This is a genomic window from Mucilaginibacter sp. KACC 22773, from assembly GCF_028736215.1.
GTDB lineage: Bacteria > Bacteroidota > Bacteroidia > Sphingobacteriales > Sphingobacteriaceae > Mucilaginibacter.
Window position 1 is genome coordinate 6238014 of the sequence record NZ_CP117883.1, and the last position, 18328, is coordinate 6256341.

Below are 18328 nucleotides of genomic sequence, written 5' to 3' on the forward strand. Positions count from 1 at the left end.
AAGGATCTATTCGCGAACTTTTCTATCGGACATGCACAGCTGATAGATCCTTCGTACCTCAGGATGACAGGTTGTAATTTCGATTGCGCAGGCCTGTCACCCTGAGCCTGTCGAAGGGTCGCGCGGAGAGGCCTTTGCCCACTATGCTTCGACAGGACAGGGAATTTGGACATTCCAAGGGTAGGGACGAAGTATCTGCTAACTTTTCCGTGGGCTATAAGTGGCGGACAGATCCTTCGTTCCTCAGGATGACAAAAACGTGGTTTATCCAGACTTACGAAGTTTTGAAAACTCCGTAAGTCTTTCGCCGATTTGTCGTTACGTCCTTCAAAGATTCCGGATGCCAATTGTGCAGTTGTTTTTCCAGCGTCTAACAACATTCTTAAACAATACTTCAACTTTTTCACCCCGTTATATTTTAATATATATCTTCCTCTTATCCAATACATAAGCCACCAGCCAGCACAGCATCATATAGCAAATGGCAAATACCAATGTGCCCAGCGCGCCGGGGAACACCCGCTGGTAAAAAACCTGGTTTATCCAATCATAAAAACTGAGTTTGGGGGCTACCCATACGGTTTGTAAAACGGTAAGCAGTAACTCGGACAGCAGGTAAATGGCTAAGGAATTACGGCCCAGGATAAGGAAAAAGTTGGTGCCGCGTTTTACTTTTTCTATTTCAATAACAAATATCAGCAGGCCTAATATGGTAAGGTCGATACCGATGGTGAGGAGCGAAAATGTGCTTGTCCACAGTTTTTTGGCTATAGGGAAAAACTGGCCAAGGAACAAGGCAGATACGATAAGCAACCCGCCAAACATCATGAGCTTGGCCACGGTTTCGTAAGTTTTACCTTTGCGTTGGATGAACGCGCCCGCTAAAAAACCGCCTATCACGTTTACTATCCCGGTTAGTGTGCTTAGTAAACCTTCGGGATCAAAAGCTATGGGCCCGCCTTTGTCGTGGTATAAATGATCGTTGCCCAACAACACAATGTCCAGTTTGGTACCGGCATTGCCCAGCATGGTATATTCCTTGCCTGCCTCGCCAAATAGCATTAAAAAAAGCCAGTAGCCAACCAGCAGTAACCCCGAGATGATAACCGCCGTTTTTTGAGAGCAATAATGAACAATCAAAGCACCAAAAAAGTAACACAAGGCTATGCGCTGCAACACGCCCATTATGCGGGTATGGCTTAGCGGATTAAAAGCCCAGCCGTCGGCAACACGGTGGAAGAATGGGAACCAGTACATGAGGTAGCCCAATAAAAAGATGATAACCGTACGTTTAAATATTTTACCGATAAAGGCGGCATCCGATTCAAATTTCTTTTTAGAGAAACTTAAGGCGTTGCCTACTGCGAACAGGAACGACGGGAAAACCAGGTCGGTTGGTGTAAAACCTATCCATGGGGCGTGGTCGAGCGGCGTCCACACATCCGCGCCCGAGCCGGGCGCGTTTACAATGATCATGAAACAGATGGTCATCCCCCTAAAAATATCTAATGCGGTAAACCTTTCAGTACTTATTGCCATGTTGTATTGATTATTTATTGACTATATGCTATTTTGCTATTTGGTTCAAACGGCCCGGTGCAGTGGGTTCCCCTCTCGAGAGGGGCAGGGGTGTGTTATCGCGCGTTCAAACACACCCCTGCCATTACACCATTCCTGCCCGCCCCCTCTCAAGAGGGGAATTTAAAACCAAATAACGAATACTCATTGATTATTTAATATCTGTATTTATTTGTATTATAGTGCGGCCTGCTTCCTGTTCGGCCACAATCATTGTATCACCGGGTTGTTTTCCATCTTCATCATAAATCACCAATTGATTCGGGCCTGTTTTTAGCCAGCATTCGGGGATGTATAAACTGGTAATGGATATCTTCTCCGGGTACCGCCCAATGTTATGCCCGTTAACCCATACCGAGCCATGCCCCAGCCCTTTTGGCTCAAACCGCCAGATAAAGGTCTTTCCTTTTGCCCGTGGTACGGTAAAGGTTGACCGGTAAAACGCAGGGGCATTGGTTTTAACCTTGCCGGTAAATTTTTGCCAGCCTTTTACAGCCAGCGCATCGCCGGGACCGCCTTTCATTTTCCAGCCGGTTACGGCAGGCGCGTCGCCAATGGCATTAATTTTTACAGGCTGATCAATGCCGCCCTCGTTAGAGTAGTTTTCTATAAACACAGCAAGCCGGATAGGAGCTTTTAAAGCAGATGCATCTGCAATATCAACTTCAAAAGGCTGGTTCCAGCCATCGTGTTTAAATACCTGTTCGCCATTGATAAATACCGTAGCATTTTCGTCCACACTTTTAAACTGCAAGGTGATTTTTGATGTACCTGCGGGCTGTTGTGGTATAATTGTGGTAAACCAACCATATCCTTCCTTTAAATTAAAAACATCGGTGTTTATTTTATACGGTTTAAATATGGTGGTATCAAACGCCGGTGGCCCTTGTTTAACATCGCTTATTTTATTGGCCCTGGCAAAATACCAGTTGCTTAACTCGCTGATAAACGGACCTCCTTTTTTGATGAGCGCCACACCAAACACACCTTTACTGTCCACCTCATCAATCGGCCCAAGATAAGCTGCCAGTTTGTCCCTACCATCATGCGCCGCAAAAATAGCAAGGGTATGTTTACCTTTTTTCAGGTCGAGCGTTAGCTCTCCATCGTTCAGTTTCCATTTAGCAGCAGGCTTACCGTCAACAAAAGCCTGCCCCCTGCCGCCGCCTTTTACCTGCAAGGTGTATTTAACTGCAACCGGGGTGGTAATTGTAGTACGGTACCAGGCATCGGCCGTTACATCGCCGTCGGCACCCATCGGTACAGGGTTCTTTGAGGATAGCCATTTATCCGCGTTATAATTTACGGCAGACGCACCCGATGCATTTTTAAATTCCCAATTGCTGAGTGCTACTGTTTTGGGCTGATTGACCGTTGTTGATGGAATCTGTTTTAAAAGCACCGTTTTTTGAGCCGTGTAAATCCAAACCGGGTCTTTTTTATCTTTTAGTAAGGGCTGCTCTATATCAGCGGTAAAAGGCTGATCATTAATCTCAATTTTTCCTACATAATCCGCACCACATATAATGTAGGGGGTATTGTGCGGTTTATCGATATAGGTTTTATCTGTTAGCTGCCTGTTCATAGCCAGCACACGGATGGTTTGCGTACCTGCTTTAAAGTTATATTCCAATGGCTGGATAATGGAGGGCATAGTTAGGTTAATGCTTACATTTTCGCCGTCAATTTTTACGTTGGGGTTTTCTGTTGATGCCTTGCCCTGGGTTTTAAAATATAAAGACAAGGGCGATCCGGCTTCGGCATCCGTAATAACCGTAGTGGTATTACCCTGTCTTACAATGGCAAACACCCTTGTCAGCGCCCAATTGAGGGTAGCCTCATCTGTCAGTTTATAGTTATGGACTAAGGGATATATCTCGCCGGGCAAAACGCTTACCTTTTTATCAGTCAGGTTTTTATCAGCAATATCCAATGATGTGGTTATGGGTTGCTGTCCCGTGTTATCCAAAAATATAATCGCACCGGCTGGGCTTCTACGTGCGCTCACTTTTAAGGCAGGCTCCGAAACTATATTGCTGTAAGCGTCACTGTTGTTTACGCTATTTTCCAGCACCTCTTCGAAACTACGGCTAAACCAGGCCGCCCGTTTAAAGGCATAATATATTGGCCGTAAATCACCTGCCTGGCCAATGGCCGCGCCATAATCATATGATGCCGCGTCTTCATCGTTATTGGTGTACCCAAAGTTCGATCCTCCGTGCACCATGTAATAATTATAACCATTGCCGCCGTTGGCGATGATTTTCCAGGTGCGCCTGTCGTAAAGCTGGTCGTCACCAGGTTTGGCACCGTATTGCGAATACCAAACACTCCAAAACTCGGTAGAAAACCATGGGTTTGGCCGTGCAGCGTCGTCCAGTTTGCCATCCCCTGCCGGATCGCTGGCGTGGTGCAGGCCGCTAAAAAAGTAAGGCACCTGCAGGCCCATACTCAGCGCCTTGGTTTGCAAATGTTTAAAATAGCCATCGGGCATCATGGTACCCCAGCCTTTGGGATGCTCATTCTCCAACTGCACCAGTATTACCGGCCCCCCTTTGTTTACCTGGTTATTCATCACGATAGGTAAAAGGTGATCAAAAAACCTGTCGACATATTTTTCAAACAAGGGATTATCTTCCCGAACACTCAGGCCTTTCTTAAATTTAAGCCAGATGGGGTAGCCGCCGTTATCCCACTCGGCACAATAATACGGGCCAACGCGTACAATGGCGTACATACCTAAGTCGTTAACTTGCTTTAAAAACAGGTTCAGATCGCGGTCGCCGGTAAAATCAAATTTGCCTTCCTGGGCTTCATGAAAGTTCCAGATGGTGTATATCTCGATACAATTAAATCCCGCACGCTTTATGCGCAGCAACCTGTCGTGCCAAAGCTGGTGCGGGATGCGGGCATACTCCAACCCTGCCGATACAATAAACGTGCGACTGCCATTTATCAAAAAGCCCTTGCTATCAAAATTGATGTAGGATTTAGCCGCTGCAGATGGCGGGAAAATGTGGTCGTTACTATCCTGGGCTTTTATGGTTATGCTAAACGCCAGGCAAATCAGGATTGTTAGAAGGAGGTATGTGCTTTTGATCATGTGTTTATGATTCAATGTATTTTGTTGTTGCGGAGGATGCCGGTTTCTTCCTTGTTCTGTTGATTACTCCGCCGACTTTCACGGCGTTTGAACGTTGGCGACGACTCACCCCGGCTTCGCTGCGCTGGCCGAATCTCTCTCCGGCTAAAGCCGCAAAGAGGGTGAAGCTCATTTTTATTTTCTTACCTTTTTCTTTTTTAGCCCCTCTATACGACGCAGTCGGAGGGGCAGAACGAGCGTAGCGATGTTCGGGGTGAGTCGTCGCCGCCTGCAACATACGTCATTCTTTTCCCGATGCCTGTGTCTCTATAGGCATCTTCACCGATACGGTCGGCTTTAAACGCTGGCTAAGACTCACCCGGCGAGGCTCCGCCCGCCACCCTCTCTTCGGCTTCGCCGGAAAGAGGGGCTTGAAAATTTATTATTTTTTTCCCTTTATAACATGTTGATTTTCAACACTCAAGCCCCTCTTTCCACCGCAGGTGAAGAGAGGGTGGCGGGCGCAGCCTCGCCGGGTGAGTCTTGGCCGCCATGCGATAGTCGTCACTTTTCCTTCCTAATCAATGGATTTTACCACTCATTATGACAGATGGAAAATAACCTACTTTATCAATACGCCGCCTGCAACACCAAACTATTATACTTTGCAAACAGCGCCTTCGCCTTTTGTACCCCGTCGCCTTTGGCAACATCGGTATAAGCATTATCGTGTTTGTTTACCCATTGCCATTCCCAGTTTTTTACCTGGGTATCAAACGCTTTGGCATCAAAGGCGGCGCCTGTGGTCATGGCTTTGTTTAGCTGGCTAAAGTATAGCTCCCAGCGTTGTTTGTAATACCCTTTTATCAGGCCGGCCCACTGCCTGTTGGAGTATTCGCTCAATCCGCTTTCTTTATCGCCCCAAAGGGTTACCAGGTCGCGGGAGTTTAGTTCATACAGGTTCTTTTCTTTGTCGGTAATGCCGTTGGCCCTGGCCTCGTTAATCCATTTGCCCAATAAAAAATCTTTGCGGGTGCTTAGCAAATCGTCCATGTCATCCATCAGCTGTAAAAAGGCTGTGCTGTATTGTTTAAAGGCTTCCTTATCGCCGCTTTTGTAGGCCGATGCCATTTTTTGCTGCAATGGCGATGCATAATTAGCCAGCACCTGCCGGGTTACGTCAATTACATCATATTGATAACCGTCGCTTTGTTTCAGGCTATCGGCGGCGTTTACCAATAGCTGCCAGGCTTTGGCCAGCTTTAGGGGATCATAGCTCAATTTGGTTAAAACCCTGTCGATAGTTTTCTGCATGGTTGGCCTGGCCACAATGATCGATTCGGGGCCACCCTCGCTCAGGCCACTGCTGTAAACAGTGTTCAGTAATATATGCCAGGCTTCGGAGGCGTTGGCATTGGTTTGCCCGTAGCGCCTGTGGGCATAATTATTTACCCAGGCATCGGCATCAATCGGTGTATCGCGCCAAACATTCTCCAGCATCAGGGCAAACAGGGCCGGGTTTTGTTCAATACCTTCGGGCGTTATGCCTATACCAACCAGGTTTTTTGATTCGGGATCATGCAGGGCGACGGCCGGATCAGCAGCCACGTGGCGCATGCGGCCAAACAGGCTGATGTTGCCGCCAAAGTTTTGCAGCATACTCCAGATCCAGGGCTTGCCATAGTAGGCTTCGGTACGGTTCCATACCGGGTGCGAATCGCTGTACAAATCAAGTACAATCATTTGGTCGTTAGGTACCGCGTTCAGCAGGGCTTTTATTTGTTGCGGCTGCCAGAATTTATTGTTGTAATGAAACATCCAGCCCTGCATTACCCAAACCGCTTTTGGGTCGGCAGCGGTCATGGAGCGGAATACTTTTTTGCTCATGCCATCCAGGTAGGTTGAATCATTTGTGGGTGGTACATTCTCGTTAAAAGTATCGGCCGAGTATAAATGGTCGGTACCAAACTCCTTGTTTTGAGCTTCGATATATTTTTTGCCGATGGTTTCAAAAAGTTCATCATCAGGATCAAGAATGAATACATCAGGAAAGCCTGCATCCCAGTTTGTTCTTTTTACTTTGGCTTTCGGGAACCTGTCTTTAAACGACGGTGGTACGTGGCCGGTAAATGACGACAATACAGGTTTCATGCCGAATGAACGTTCGCGCTCCAGGATCTTTTTTTGCAGTGCCCTGTGGCTATCCATCCAATGCTGTGGCAGCGGGCCGCCCCAGGCATCAATGTTGCCCATCCAAAACCAGGAAAAATAGGCCGGCCCGCAAAAAAATGCATCCAGTTCTTTATCGGTAAAGCCCATGCTTTTGTATACATCCTGCCAAATAGCTTCTTCGCCGGTAATAGCCAGCGGCATGTTGATACCGTTGAGCGCCATCCAGTCAATTTCCTTTTGCCAGCGGGCCCAGTCCCACCAGGCCATGGTATAATTAAATGTGCAGTAGTTAAGGTAATAGCGGTATTGATAAGGCGTGGTTTTATGAATTTTGGCGGTTACCCCGGGCAGGTTTGCAGGCAGGTTTAAATTAGTACCATTCCAGCCTATATCGCAAAAGCAGTAGGTTTTAAGGTAATAATTTAAAGCTGCAGCTACAGATAACCCGTTGTTACCACGTAAAACTATTTTACCATCGCGGCTATCCAGTTCAAACGCGTCTTTATTGTTATCTGCCGTTATTGGCTCAACCAGGAACGCGCTTGATTTACCGGGGATGATACGTTCAATGAACTCATACGATGCTTTCTGATCAACCTGGGCATAGGTGTTTAAGCTAAAAACAGTAACAATAAGTATCAATAAACCTTTTTTCATTATTTAAGCTGGTTCTGTTTGTTTGGGTTTTTATAGAATAAAAATGCCGGTGACCAACACAAATTGACTTAACAAATTATTGCTGGCTACCGGCATTTAATAGATCATTTTACTTAAAAGTTTGGATTTTGTACTAAAACGCCTTTACTCTTATCAATTTCTACCTGCGGCAGCGGGAAATAATAATTTTTAGGGCGAACAAAAGTCACTGTTTTCGACTGATCAAGCGGTGCTTTTGAAACCGCCTTGTTGTATATGGCTGCAATATCAACAATATTTTTCTTGTCCCAGCGCATTAAATCCTGGTGGCGCTCGCCTTCACCGGCAAGTTCAACACGGCGCTCATGTATTAACTGTGTCATACCTGCACCTACAACGGGTGGCAACAATGGCGAAGCCCGGTGCCTTATCTGGTTTATCAGCACATCGCCCGCGCCGGCACCTTGTGTACGTATAAGAGCTTCGGCTACCAGCAGGTAAATATCGGCCGACCGCATTAAAGGTACAGCAAAACTATGATCAACACCGCCACCATCGGCGAACGTGTTAAATACTGCGTATTTTTTAAATGCGAACCCGGTTGCCGACAGATCAGCGGTAAAGGTAGTTAAGCCTTTGCCATCACCAAGATCAACTTTGTCGCCAACACTTAATACAGTTGCAGCTTTACGTGGATCATTAGCTTCAAACTCATTTACCAATCCCTGTAAAGGCTGGCTAAAGCCGTAACCGCCCCATGGCCTTGGGATATAGTAAACCGTAAAATCATTTGGTAACACGTTTTGTACCGCCTGGATAGAAAAAAGCATTTCGGTGCTGGTTTCATTTGCACGGGTGAAGTTATCGGTGTAATTGGGAGCCAATGCGTAATGCGAATTGGATATTACCTTTTGTCCGGTTGCAATAGCCTCGGGAAGTTTTTCCCAGTTCATGTAAAGCTTGGTTAAAAGCCCCAATGCTGTGCCTTTACTTACCCGGCCGAGATTTGAAGCATCGTAACTTTCCGGCAGCAGGTCAACAGCCTTCAGCAAATCGCTTTCTATTTGTTTACGAACTTCTTCAATCGGCGATTTGGGAACGTTAAATAATTGTTTCGAGTAATCATCCTCTGTGATAATTGGTACATCGCCATGAATTAACATTCCGCGCCAGTAGCCAAACGCTCTTAAAAAATAAGCCTCGCCCATGCTGCGATTTTTAATATCGGCAGATATAGCGGTGATTTTAGGGATATTGATAATGCAATTGGTAGCGCGGTTTATTTCTTCGTAGCGCCATTTCCAGGGGTACCTGATAGCCGCGTTTGAAGCATCGTAAGTTAAATTTTCAATACCTTCATCTTCGCCGTGGTCGCCCGAGCGCCAGTAATCGTCAGATGGTACATCAAATGTACATTCGGCATGGCCAATATAATCTTCTTCAGGTAAAATGCTGTATATCCCATTAACGGCGGTAACGGCATCTGTTTCATTTCTGAAATAATTATCAGAGGTATAAACCCCCTGCTGCTTTAAATCGAGTGCTTTTTTACAGCTGCTGTTAAATAAAGCCAGTGCTATTGCTATATATAATATTTTGTTCGATTTCATGATTTTATAATTTAACTGTTACACCGAATGTAATTGTACGTACCGATGGGTACTGAGCCACATCAACGCCGCGCTGCAGGTTGCCGTTGGTATAACCTAACTCGGGTGTATAGCCTTTGTATTTGGTTATCATAAAGACATTTTGCCCGGAAGCGTACAATTTTACACTTTTAAGGGCGGCTTTTTTAGACCATGTGAAAGGTAAAGTATAGCCCAACGTGACGTTTTTAAGGCTGAAATAGTTACCGCTTTCTACAAACAAATCGGATGTGCGGTAGTTATCATTAGCACGGTCAAGCGATAAACGGGGAATGGTATTGCTTGTACCGGCGCCTGTCCAGCGGCCTAAATCTTCGGCATACAGGTTAAACGGATAAGTTGGATCGATGCCCTGCATCCTATCGGCATTGTATAAGCTTACGCCAAATACACCGGTAAAATTGGCCGATAAATCAAACCCTTTGTACGATATACTGCCCTGGACACCTGCTGTAACATTCGGGTTAGGATTGCCCAGGTTGGTGCGGTCGTTACCATCAATTAAACCATCTCTGTTTAAATCCAGAAATTTAACGTCGCCAGGCCTAATCGAGCTTTTGCGCGAATCATTTTTAAGCGCGGGATCATTGTCTATCTCGGCCTGGGTTTGATATAATCCATCTGTTTTCCAGCCATAGAACGACGCTATCGATTGGCCCTGGTAAGTACGTGAAATTTCCTGGCTTGAGCGGCCGTAAACAGTAGAACCTATAAACGTGCCTTCGCCATTTAACTGGGTTACCTTGTTTTTAATGAAAGATGCATTTGCGCCAAACGAGTATTTTAATTTATCATCGCCGCCCTGGTAATTAACCTCAACCTCAACACCTTTGTTATTCATGGTGCCAATATTTTGGTTAGGGATTGCTACCGAACCTGATGTGCCTACTACCGGAGGCGATATCAGCATATCTTTGGTGTTTTTATTAAACCACGTTACAGTAGTATTTAACTGGTTATTTAAAAAACCGGCATCAAGTGCAATGTTGGTCATGGCAGCCCTTTCCCAGGTAATATCGGGGTTGGCAATGCTGGTAACTGCGGCACCACTTACTCCCGAGCCGCCAAATGCGTAGCCATTGTTTTCGTAGGTGCTTCCTATTTTTAATAAACTTAAGTATTGGTAGGGGCTAACATTCTGATTTCCGAGTTCGCCATAACCACCGGTTAATTTAAGATTGCTTATCCAGGTTATGTTTTTAATAAATTGCTCGTTAGACAGCCTCCATCCCAATGAAAAGGCCGGAAAATAACCCCACTGGTTACCGGGGGCAAATTTTGAAGATCCATCCGCGCGGAAAGTTACCGTTGCCAGAAACCTGCTGTCGTAATCATAAAACAGCCTTGCAAAACCCGACTGAAGAGATGTTGGCTGTGGTATTATATTTGAGTTAAGCTGAAGGGCACCCTGGTTAAGTACTCTTTGATCGGGGTCGGTATCATCATAGCCAACTCTTTGCGCTGTAAAGCCGTAGTCTTTAAAGTTTTGATAAGAATAGCCACCAGTAAAGGTTACGTGGCTTTTACCGAAAAGCTTATCGTAGGTTAAGAATGATTCGAGCAGCTGAGACGATACTTCCTCCTCGCTTTGTGTAAGGGTAGATGTTTGGTTTGGCCTTGTCTGGTTAACATCGGCAACATTAAAGTTGTAATTGCGTATTAGCGAGCCGTCAAACGCATAGTTAACACGCAGTTTCAATTCCTTTAAAAATGAAATTTCAGCAAACGCGTTAGCCAGTACACGATATTTTTTTGTGTACTTATCGGCCTCCTGAATGGTGGCATAAGGGCTGTTAATATCACCTAACTGGTTGGCATAAGCTTTTGATGTTCCGTATGTACCATCGGGATTAACCAGGGGTATAGCGGGGTTAAACCGTAAAGCCGAGAAAATTAAACCTGTTTGCGAGTTGTTATTATCAAATCCATTTTGATTGCCGTAAGATAACTGCACATTCTCGCCCAGCTTAAACCATGGGGTTATTTTATGTTCAGAATTGATACGGGTAACGTAGCGTTTAAAGTTGGTTTTGTCGATGATACCGTCTTCGTTATAAATTGATTGCGAAAGATAATAATTAGATACATCGTTACCACCTTGTAAACTTACATCGCCATTGGTTACATGCCCTGTACCCATAATGGCATGCTGCCAATCAGTACGCTGAGTTGCATAATAGGTATCGGTCCATGGCGCATCTATAGTAGCACCATCATTGGTATACCGCTCTCTTTTCAATTTGTACAAATCAGGAGCGGTAAGCAGCTTAATGTATTTGGTTGTATTTTGAAAACCGTTGTAAAAATTAACCGATGTTGATAGCTTTTGATTGTAAGTACCCTTCTTGGTAGTAACCAGCACCACACCATTTGCAGCCCTTGTACCATAAATAGCACTTGAGGATGCATCCTTTAATATTTCGACAGATGCAATATCATTAGGGTTAATATCACTTAACGCATCGGCGTTGCTGGTTGGTACGCCGTCAATAACAATAAGGGGGTTGGCATCATTAATAGTACCCGTACCACGGATCCTGATACTTGGCGCAGCACCCGGCGAACCATCGTTACGCACAATGTTTACACCACTGGCGCGGCCATCCAAAGCCTGTGCAGCTGATGCTACCGGCAAGTTTTGAATATCAGTACCTTTAATGCTGGCTACAGAACCGGTTACATCTACTTTCTTACTGGTGCCATAGCCTACTACAACAACTTCTGTTAAAGCTGATGGTAAAGCAACAAGGGAGATCGACAAAGGCTGGTCACCGGTTACGGTCACTATCTTTTTCTCGAAGCCTATATAACTAAACTCCAATACACCGTTAACCGGGGCATTTATTACGAAGTTACCGTTAACATCGGTTGTTACCCCAAGGTTGGTACCCTGCAGCCTGATGTTTACGCCAATGAGCGGTTCGCCTTTGCCATCAACCACTTTTCCTTTTACAAGCAAAAGGGCATTGGCGGTTTCGGCTGTTGATATGATCACTACGTGGTCATCGGCCATTTTGTAGGGCAGCTTATTGTCCATAAGCGAGTTCAACACTTGTTCGATAGAAGCGTTTTTAACGTCAATATCAACCTTGCCCAGTTTTTTTATGGCGGCGTAGTTGTAAAAGAAACGGTAATCGCTTTGTTTTTGAATTTTGGCAAGTATAGTACTTACCTCGGTTTGCTTAATGCTGAGTGTAAATTTCTGTTGTGAATAAACACTGGCCGAAACCTGCATGCAGGTAACCAGGATTAGCAAGAAAACTGCTTTCATTAGCAAAATAACTTTAAGGCATACGGGGGCACCCGGAATGGCAAATGCCCTTCTTGTTTTTTTCATTACATTTGTTTTGAAAATTAATGGATAGAGTAAGCTCGGTTCCAACTCGCTTACTCACAATGATAAATCCCAGATTTTTGCGGGGAAGAGTTGCACCTCTTCCCTTGTTTATTTATGGGTTTTCAGGAATCTGATAAGTAATTGTTTCTCTTCATGTGCTGCTGTTAAGTTAATATTAGTTATGTTGTTTTATTTTTTGTTCTTATAGGATAAGTACACCGTACTGCCATCAATTTTTGATTGCAACGGCACAATTTGTCTCAGGAAATTCAGGGCAGTATCCAGGCTTTCATTTTCAAGCACGCCGCTTATCTGCTCTTTTTTAAGGGCTTCGTCTGCAAAAACTATTTTTACGTTGTATTTGCGTTCCATTTGCCGGGCAACATCTTCAAAATCATTATTGGCAAACATAATTTTGTGGTCTATCCAGGCATTTTCCACATAGGCATCATTGCTTACAACCGGTAATGTGGCTACTTCATATTTTATCTTGGCAACAGTAGCCTTAGCAAACTGATTAGGTACAATTTGTGCCGGGTTATTAATGGTCAGTTTTTCATGCGGCGATAAAATGATCTTCTTTTCCGGGTCATCGGCCAGCTCAACCTGCACCTTTCCTTTTAATAAAGTAGTTTCGGTAGTTTTATCATCGCGGTAAGCTTTTACGTTAAATACTGTACCTAAAACTTTTACCGTGAAGCCGGCGGTGTGCACCAAAAATGGTTTCTTCGGATTTTTGGTCACTTCAAAAAAGCCCTCCCCTTCTAAATTAACCTCCCTTTGCCCGGCCTCGAAAACCGAAGGGTACGAAAAATGACTGCCCGCATTCAGCTTCACTTTGGTACCATCTGATAAAGTAACCTGCATCATTTTGCCAAAAGGCACGTCAATTTTTTTTGTTACAGCGGCGTTAAGCTGTTGGTTGGCCCGCTGGCTATAAAACAAAAAGCCAAACAAACCGAGCACGGCGACAGCCGCAGCCGCGCCAAGCCACCTCCAGTTAAATGGCCGTACGTTGCCTGCAAAAATTTCGGTTTCTGTTTCTTCAGAATCTTTTATTTTAACCCATAACTCATCCAGCTTACTGTTTATGGTTGTGGGCAAAATTTCGTCGTTGTTATTAAGTGTACCTGTTAAGGCATCTGTTACTTGCTGAATTTTTTTATATCCGGGGTGTTGTTTTAAGAATAGTTCGAGTTCATCCAACTCTTCCTTATTGGCCGATCCGTCCATACTTTTAGCCATCAGCTCAATAAATCTTGATTTTCCCATAATTTAGTCGATCTGGTGTAAGGACACCTGGCAACCGCGATTTTCCTAAAAGAATTTGAAATAAATTTTAACCGCGCCAAAAATGTAAATAACATAAGGTGAGTTTACACTTTCTACATCAGAAGACTTTACACTGCTAACATTTTGGACATCATAACCAGACGGGACCAAGTGTTCCGCGTACATCTGGTTAGGTTTAGCTTATTATTGCTAAATCTGGATTGATTAAGTTAAACTGTCAGCGGCATGTTGATGGTTGTTTTTCCGGAATGCGGACGGAGACATGCCGGTAATCTCTTTAAAGACACGATGAAAGGTTGCCTCCGACTTAAATCCGCAATTCAAAGCAATACCCAGATTGGTCAGGTGGTCATAGGCTGGTTGAAGCAGTTGTTGTTTGACGTCATTCACGCGATATTCGTTGACAAAGGTGTTGAATCCTTTGTTCAGATGCCCATTCAAAACAGCCGACAGCAATTTGACATTGAGTTTCAATATATCGGCAAGTTTGCTGACCGACAGTGCAGGGTCAAGATATAAGCGGTCGGTCTCCATGGCATTTTTTAACAAGTTGATATAAACCTCCGCATCTTCCATGGTCAGTTTATCTACAGTCGCTTTGACGGCATGTTGAGCCTGGATATATACAACCCTTGCGCAATGATAACTTCTCAACCCTATCCAGTAAACAAAGATGACCAAAAGGACTTCAATGGGTTCAAAATACGCCAGTGTGCGCAATTGGAACAGCACTGTGCCGAAGATCGTCACTGCCCAAAGCGATGCGACACCCATCAAAACGGCCAGGAATATTTTGGTCCAGGAGGCTAACTGAAATTGTTCTGCCGTTGGCATCTGCAATGACGAGTGCCTGAACAGGCGAATTGCCGATAGCAGGTAAGCCCAGAAAATAACGACCATCAGGATGAGGGCCGCCGGGTGGTAAAGATGATTGGTCTTTTTTAGGCCGTAGCTCATTAAAGCCAACCGAAGGCCCAGGTCTGCGATAGCGGGCAAATAGCTTTTCAATATAACTTTTGCCGGTATTTTTTCGGCGCCTGTGATCGTCTTGACATAAAGGTATAAGCTGGGCCCGGTCGTAAAAATAAACGTATAAGGGAAACTCCGGTCAAAAAGATAAAACCAGGGAAGGCTGAGCCCGGAACTCCAGCAAAAGGTACCAAAGCTATTATAGGCCAGCGCCAGCAGGAAAGCCGCGAGGAAATATTTAGCCTGCCGGTGATCTTTTCCGGGAAACAATAGGGTGAAACTGATAATCACCCCTTGTACGATGCCAAAAAGCAGGACAATATTAAAAAGATTAAAGTGAATACCCATGGCTGGCTGAATCTTAGCGTAAAGCTAAGCAATGGGCAGCACACTCAAAAAGTTTCCACGGCTCTCTGCTTTTTTGCTTTGAGTTGACCCAGTTCCTGCTCTTTTTGCGCGATCACTTTTTGGAGCCCGGCGGTACGGTCAGTTCCGGCAGGTATTTTTTTGACCAGGGCTTTGATCGCCATGAGCTGCGCGGTGAGCAGCGCCTCGTCCGCGGGTACCTGTACATCCGGCTGTACACCTTTGCCTTCCCAATCGGTGTGTGTAACAGGGTTTACGCTGTAAGCAAATGGAATATCGGCCAGGAAATAAGTGCCTATCTTGTAGGGTTTGGTAGGGTGCGCCCCGCCGCCAGTGACCTCCCCGACGACTTTTGCGCGGCCGAGGGCCTGCATATTATACGCGAAATCTTCCGATGCAGAAAAGCAGTCCTTGCTGACCAGTATATAAACCTCCTTGTCGGCCAGCTTTACACCGGGAACCACCGGTAAGGTCCACGACTGCCGCAGCGTCCTGGCATCGCGGTCATAATTATCGTTCCAGTGTACCGGATTATTGAAGAAATAACTCGCAATCAAAAAACCGCCGTCGGCAAAACCGTGATTTTTACGGATATCGATGATAATGGCGTCTGAGTTAGCGAGGAATGTCATGGAAGACAGGGCCAGGTCCTTGATCCAGTCCGAGGGAAAAAAGGAGTCCACCTGCAACAAGCCGATATTGCCGTCCAGCAGCTCCACCTTTTTGAAATTAAAATTACTGCGTGCCCAGGTTTTACGGAAGGCATCGGCAGCTTCCTGCGACGGCGCTTCAGGTTTTTCCTCGATGATCGGCGTCGCCGAAGCTTCTACACCTAAATGCCCGTCACCAGCGATGGCATGCAGGTCTGCGGTTAATCTTTTAGCAAGCACCTCGCGGCTGGTTATCGTATCGTAGTCATGGTGCTGCTGATGTTGCCGGATCGCTGTAGCCATTTTTTTAGCGACGTCCTCATAGACATAAAGAGCATTGACTTTGACGACGAGCGTGTCGATCACTGCTTTACGTTCAGCAGCGCCCATTTTTTGAGTTGCTTTATCCTGCGCCTGTACGGGCAAACCATACGCGATCAGCAATAACGAGGTGAATACAATTTTTTTCATAAGGTTTATCCTGGGATCTTTCTAAGGGACCAAAATTGCAAGAGTTCCTGACGAATTCCAATTAGTATAACGCTCAAATCCCGATTTGAGTGGTGAACGATTGCCTGAGAACAAATGTCCTGATGTGTAAAGTCTTACAATGTAAAAGGTGTAAACTCGGCTTATGCCATTTACAAAAAATACCGGGTGAAGAGGCCTATAACAGGATACTTTCGAGCTTTTTTAGCGCGATAGCCAGTTGTGCAAATACGGTTTTATCGGATAGGCCGAGGATGGCGGCCACTTCTTTGCAGGACAGGCCATCCTGCTTAACCATTTTAAAAATGAGTTTGCAACGCGGGGGCAAGCTATCAACAGCCGTTAAAAGCACTGCCTGCAATTCTTTACTAATGAGCAGTTGAGCCGGATCAACCGATAGGTGAAAATAATAAGCTTCGGCTATGTTTACTTCTTTAAGTTGTTTTGATGAAGTGCCCCTTAAATAATTTAAACAGGCATTTTTTACAGTAACGTAAAGGTATACCTGGATATTGAGCACCTTGCCCACATCTTTACGGCTTAACCAAACATTAACAAATATATCATTAACAATTTCCTCCGCAGGTTCCTTGTCTCCTAAAAACGAATAGGCAAACTGAAACAACCTACCAAACAGTTGCCTGTAAAGTTCATTAAATGCAGATTCATCTTGATTAATCTGGATACGTCTGATCAAATCCTGTATACTCAAACCGGTTAATTTTCTCAGTATATGAAATTGCCTGTTTAGCAGTATAAATGTAACGCTTTCAGTACTGCAATTTTAACAATTTAAGCCGGATCAGAAAAAATCGTTTTAAGTAATTTATCAATGTAGAAATTAGAGCAGCGCGGGGCCGTTATTGTAGTGGTATAAACGCCCATTAGTCACCTGTCGCAAATTAAACTTGCGGGTGTTCTTTTAAGGCAAAACCGAGTAACCGGAATGAAGCCCGTCATTAACAGGCATGCATATTAACTTACCGCTTCCATATCGGCAAACATCAAATCGGCCATTAACAAACCCTTATTGCCGGTGGTGGTTTCGATAGTATGGATATACTTATATGTATTGCTGAATTGATCAAAACACTGGTCAATTACCTGGATGTTTAAATCGGCAGGCGAAAAGTTCTCGCTGTTTTGAAGGCAAAAGAATTCATCTTTTACGGGCAAAAAATCGTCGGTGTAACCCTGGTTATGCAGGTCTATCACCCTGCTGGTGAGTTGATTATTAAGTTTTATTTTATTGTTTTTCATGATCGATCATTTTTACAGGTAATAGACGTAAACTTAGAATGTTTTGTTACGTTGTATGCAACAAAAATTAAACCAAATTCATGAAAAATACATTATTAATCAATTAGTTATATTTTTTAATTTGAAATATGGATAGATAGGTAACATTGTTTGGCTTTCAGTACAGTTGTAAAAAAGCTGCATCTTTTCTACACAGAATGACAAAAATACTCAGACGGCAGGTGGTGAGCCGAAAACCAATTTCAGCAACTGGTCTTTAACAGATAAACGTTGCCCTTGGGGCAGGATGTTTTCCAGGCTTAAAAGTTCATAAGTAAAACATCTGACCTTCCAATTCCGATCATTCAGGCTTTGGAACAGAACCGTATTAATTAACTCTTTATTTTTAATAGATGGGTTTAAAATATAGTTTGCCAGGGTGTTGATAACAGCAATTTTTATTTCCACTATTTCAGTTTCCATCTCCCGCATCAATATATCTACAATCTTTTGATTAAAAGGCAGTAGATCATTTTCGATATAATGAAACTCCATTAAATAACCCAATACCTCCTTCGGCTTTTTAACTTCACGGGCCTTTTCAAATATATCCCTTAAAACGTCTACGTAAAATTCGCCCCAATTCGCAGTATCAACGGCAAGGGCCTCCAAAACAACAGGCAATGGCGATGATAGCATGGATTCAAACTGCAATTCTTTTATCTCTTTTTTAAAGCGATGGGGATCGGCATTTGCATATTCAAGCACATCGATTAAAAGCCCGGTATTTTCCCCGGCAGATGTTGCTGAATCAAAAAAGTTATTTATCCTGTCCTGAAATTTTACACTAAACTGATTCACTTAAATG

11 protein-coding genes are annotated in these 18328 nt (G+C 44.4%); all 11 read right to left on the bottom strand.

Annotated features, from left to right (window positions below; all coding sequences use genetic code 11):
- Positions 1-411: 411 nt before the first annotated feature.
- The 11 genes from PQ469_RS25865 to PQ469_RS25915 all read right to left on the bottom strand — a co-directional run bounded on the left by PQ469_RS25865 (position 412) and on the right by PQ469_RS25915 (position 18321).
- On the bottom strand, positions 412-1539 hold the full coding sequence (locus PQ469_RS25865) for an acyltransferase family protein (RefSeq protein ID WP_274210256.1): 1128 nt from the start codon (positions 1537-1539) through the stop codon (positions 412-414).
- 190 nt (positions 1540-1729) lie between these two features.
- Positions 1730-4681: a beta-galactosidase gene (locus tag PQ469_RS25870; RefSeq protein ID WP_274210257.1), complete on the bottom strand. Its 2952-nt coding sequence runs from the start codon at positions 4679-4681 to the stop codon at positions 1730-1732.
- Between the two features lie 609 nt (positions 4682-5290).
- The gene (locus PQ469_RS25875) at positions 5291-7489 is read right to left on the bottom strand and encodes an alpha-N-acetylglucosaminidase (protein WP_274210258.1); all 2199 of its coding nucleotides are present in this window, start codon (positions 7487-7489) and stop codon (positions 5291-5293) included.
- A gap of 113 nt (positions 7490-7602) precedes the next feature.
- Positions 7603-9078, bottom strand: a complete 1476-nt coding sequence (locus PQ469_RS25880) for a RagB/SusD family nutrient uptake outer membrane protein (RefSeq protein WP_274210259.1) — start codon at positions 9076-9078, stop codon at positions 7603-7605.
- A 4-nt stretch (positions 9079-9082) separates the two neighbouring features.
- Positions 9083-12454, bottom strand: a complete 3372-nt coding sequence (locus tag PQ469_RS25885) for a TonB-dependent receptor (protein ID WP_274210260.1) — start codon at positions 12452-12454, stop codon at positions 9083-9085.
- 189 nt (positions 12455-12643) lie between these two features.
- A complete protein-coding gene (locus PQ469_RS25890) occupies positions 12644-13726 on the bottom strand; it encodes a FecR family protein (RefSeq protein ID WP_274210261.1) in 1083 nt (360 codons plus the stop codon).
- A 225-nt stretch (positions 13727-13951) separates the two neighbouring features.
- Positions 13952-15064 (bottom strand): helix-turn-helix domain-containing protein, encoded by a 1113-nt coding sequence (locus PQ469_RS25895; protein WP_274210262.1) that lies wholly within the window; start codon positions 15062-15064, stop codon positions 13952-13954.
- Positions 15065-15108: 44 nt separating this feature from the next.
- Positions 15109-16203, bottom strand: coding sequence for a S41 family peptidase (locus PQ469_RS25900; protein WP_274210263.1), 1095 nt, complete (start codon positions 16201-16203; stop codon positions 15109-15111).
- A gap of 196 nt (positions 16204-16399) precedes the next feature.
- On the bottom strand, positions 16400-16918 hold the full coding sequence (locus tag PQ469_RS25905; RefSeq protein ID WP_177183721.1) for an RNA polymerase sigma-70 factor: 519 nt from the start codon (positions 16916-16918) through the stop codon (positions 16400-16402).
- Between the two features lie 278 nt (positions 16919-17196).
- Entirely contained in the window at positions 17197-17481 is a 285-nt protein-coding gene (locus PQ469_RS25910; protein ID WP_090641923.1) for a hypothetical protein, read from the bottom strand.
- Positions 17482-17691: 210 nt separating this feature from the next.
- Positions 17692-18321, bottom strand: coding sequence for a hypothetical protein (locus tag PQ469_RS25915; RefSeq protein ID WP_274210264.1), 630 nt, complete (start codon positions 18319-18321; stop codon positions 17692-17694).
- Positions 18322-18328 lie beyond the last annotated feature (7 nt).

Excerpts from the sequence above, each read along its gene's own strand:
- PQ469_RS25885 (WP_274210260.1), bottom strand. The coding sequence starts at position 12,454 with ATGAAAAAAACAAGAAGGGCATTTGCCATTCCGGGTGCCCCCGTATGC.
- PQ469_RS25880 (WP_274210259.1), bottom strand. The coding sequence starts at position 9,078 with ATGAAATCGAACAAAATATTATATATAGCAATAGCACTGGCTTTATTT.
- PQ469_RS25870 (WP_274210257.1), bottom strand. The coding sequence starts at position 4,681 with ATGATCAAAAGCACATACCTCCTTCTAACAATCCTGATTTGCCTGGCG.
- PQ469_RS25875 (WP_274210258.1), bottom strand. The coding sequence starts at position 7,489 with ATGAAAAAAGGTTTATTGATACTTATTGTTACTGTTTTTAGCTTAAAC.
- PQ469_RS25865 (WP_274210256.1), bottom strand. The coding sequence starts at position 1,539 with ATGGCAATAAGTACTGAAAGGTTTACCGCATTAGATATTTTTAGGGGG.
- PQ469_RS25890 (WP_274210261.1), bottom strand. The coding sequence starts at position 13,726 with ATGGGAAAATCAAGATTTATTGAGCTGATGGCTAAAAGTATGGACGGA.
- PQ469_RS25900 (WP_274210263.1), bottom strand. The coding sequence starts at position 16,203 with ATGAAAAAAATTGTATTCACCTCGTTATTGCTGATCGCGTATGGTTTG.
- PQ469_RS25895 (WP_274210262.1), bottom strand. The coding sequence starts at position 15,064 with ATGGGTATTCACTTTAATCTTTTTAATATTGTCCTGCTTTTTGGCATC.
- PQ469_RS25910 (WP_090641923.1), bottom strand. The coding sequence starts at position 17,481 with ATGAAAAACAATAAAATAAAACTTAATAATCAACTCACCAGCAGGGTG.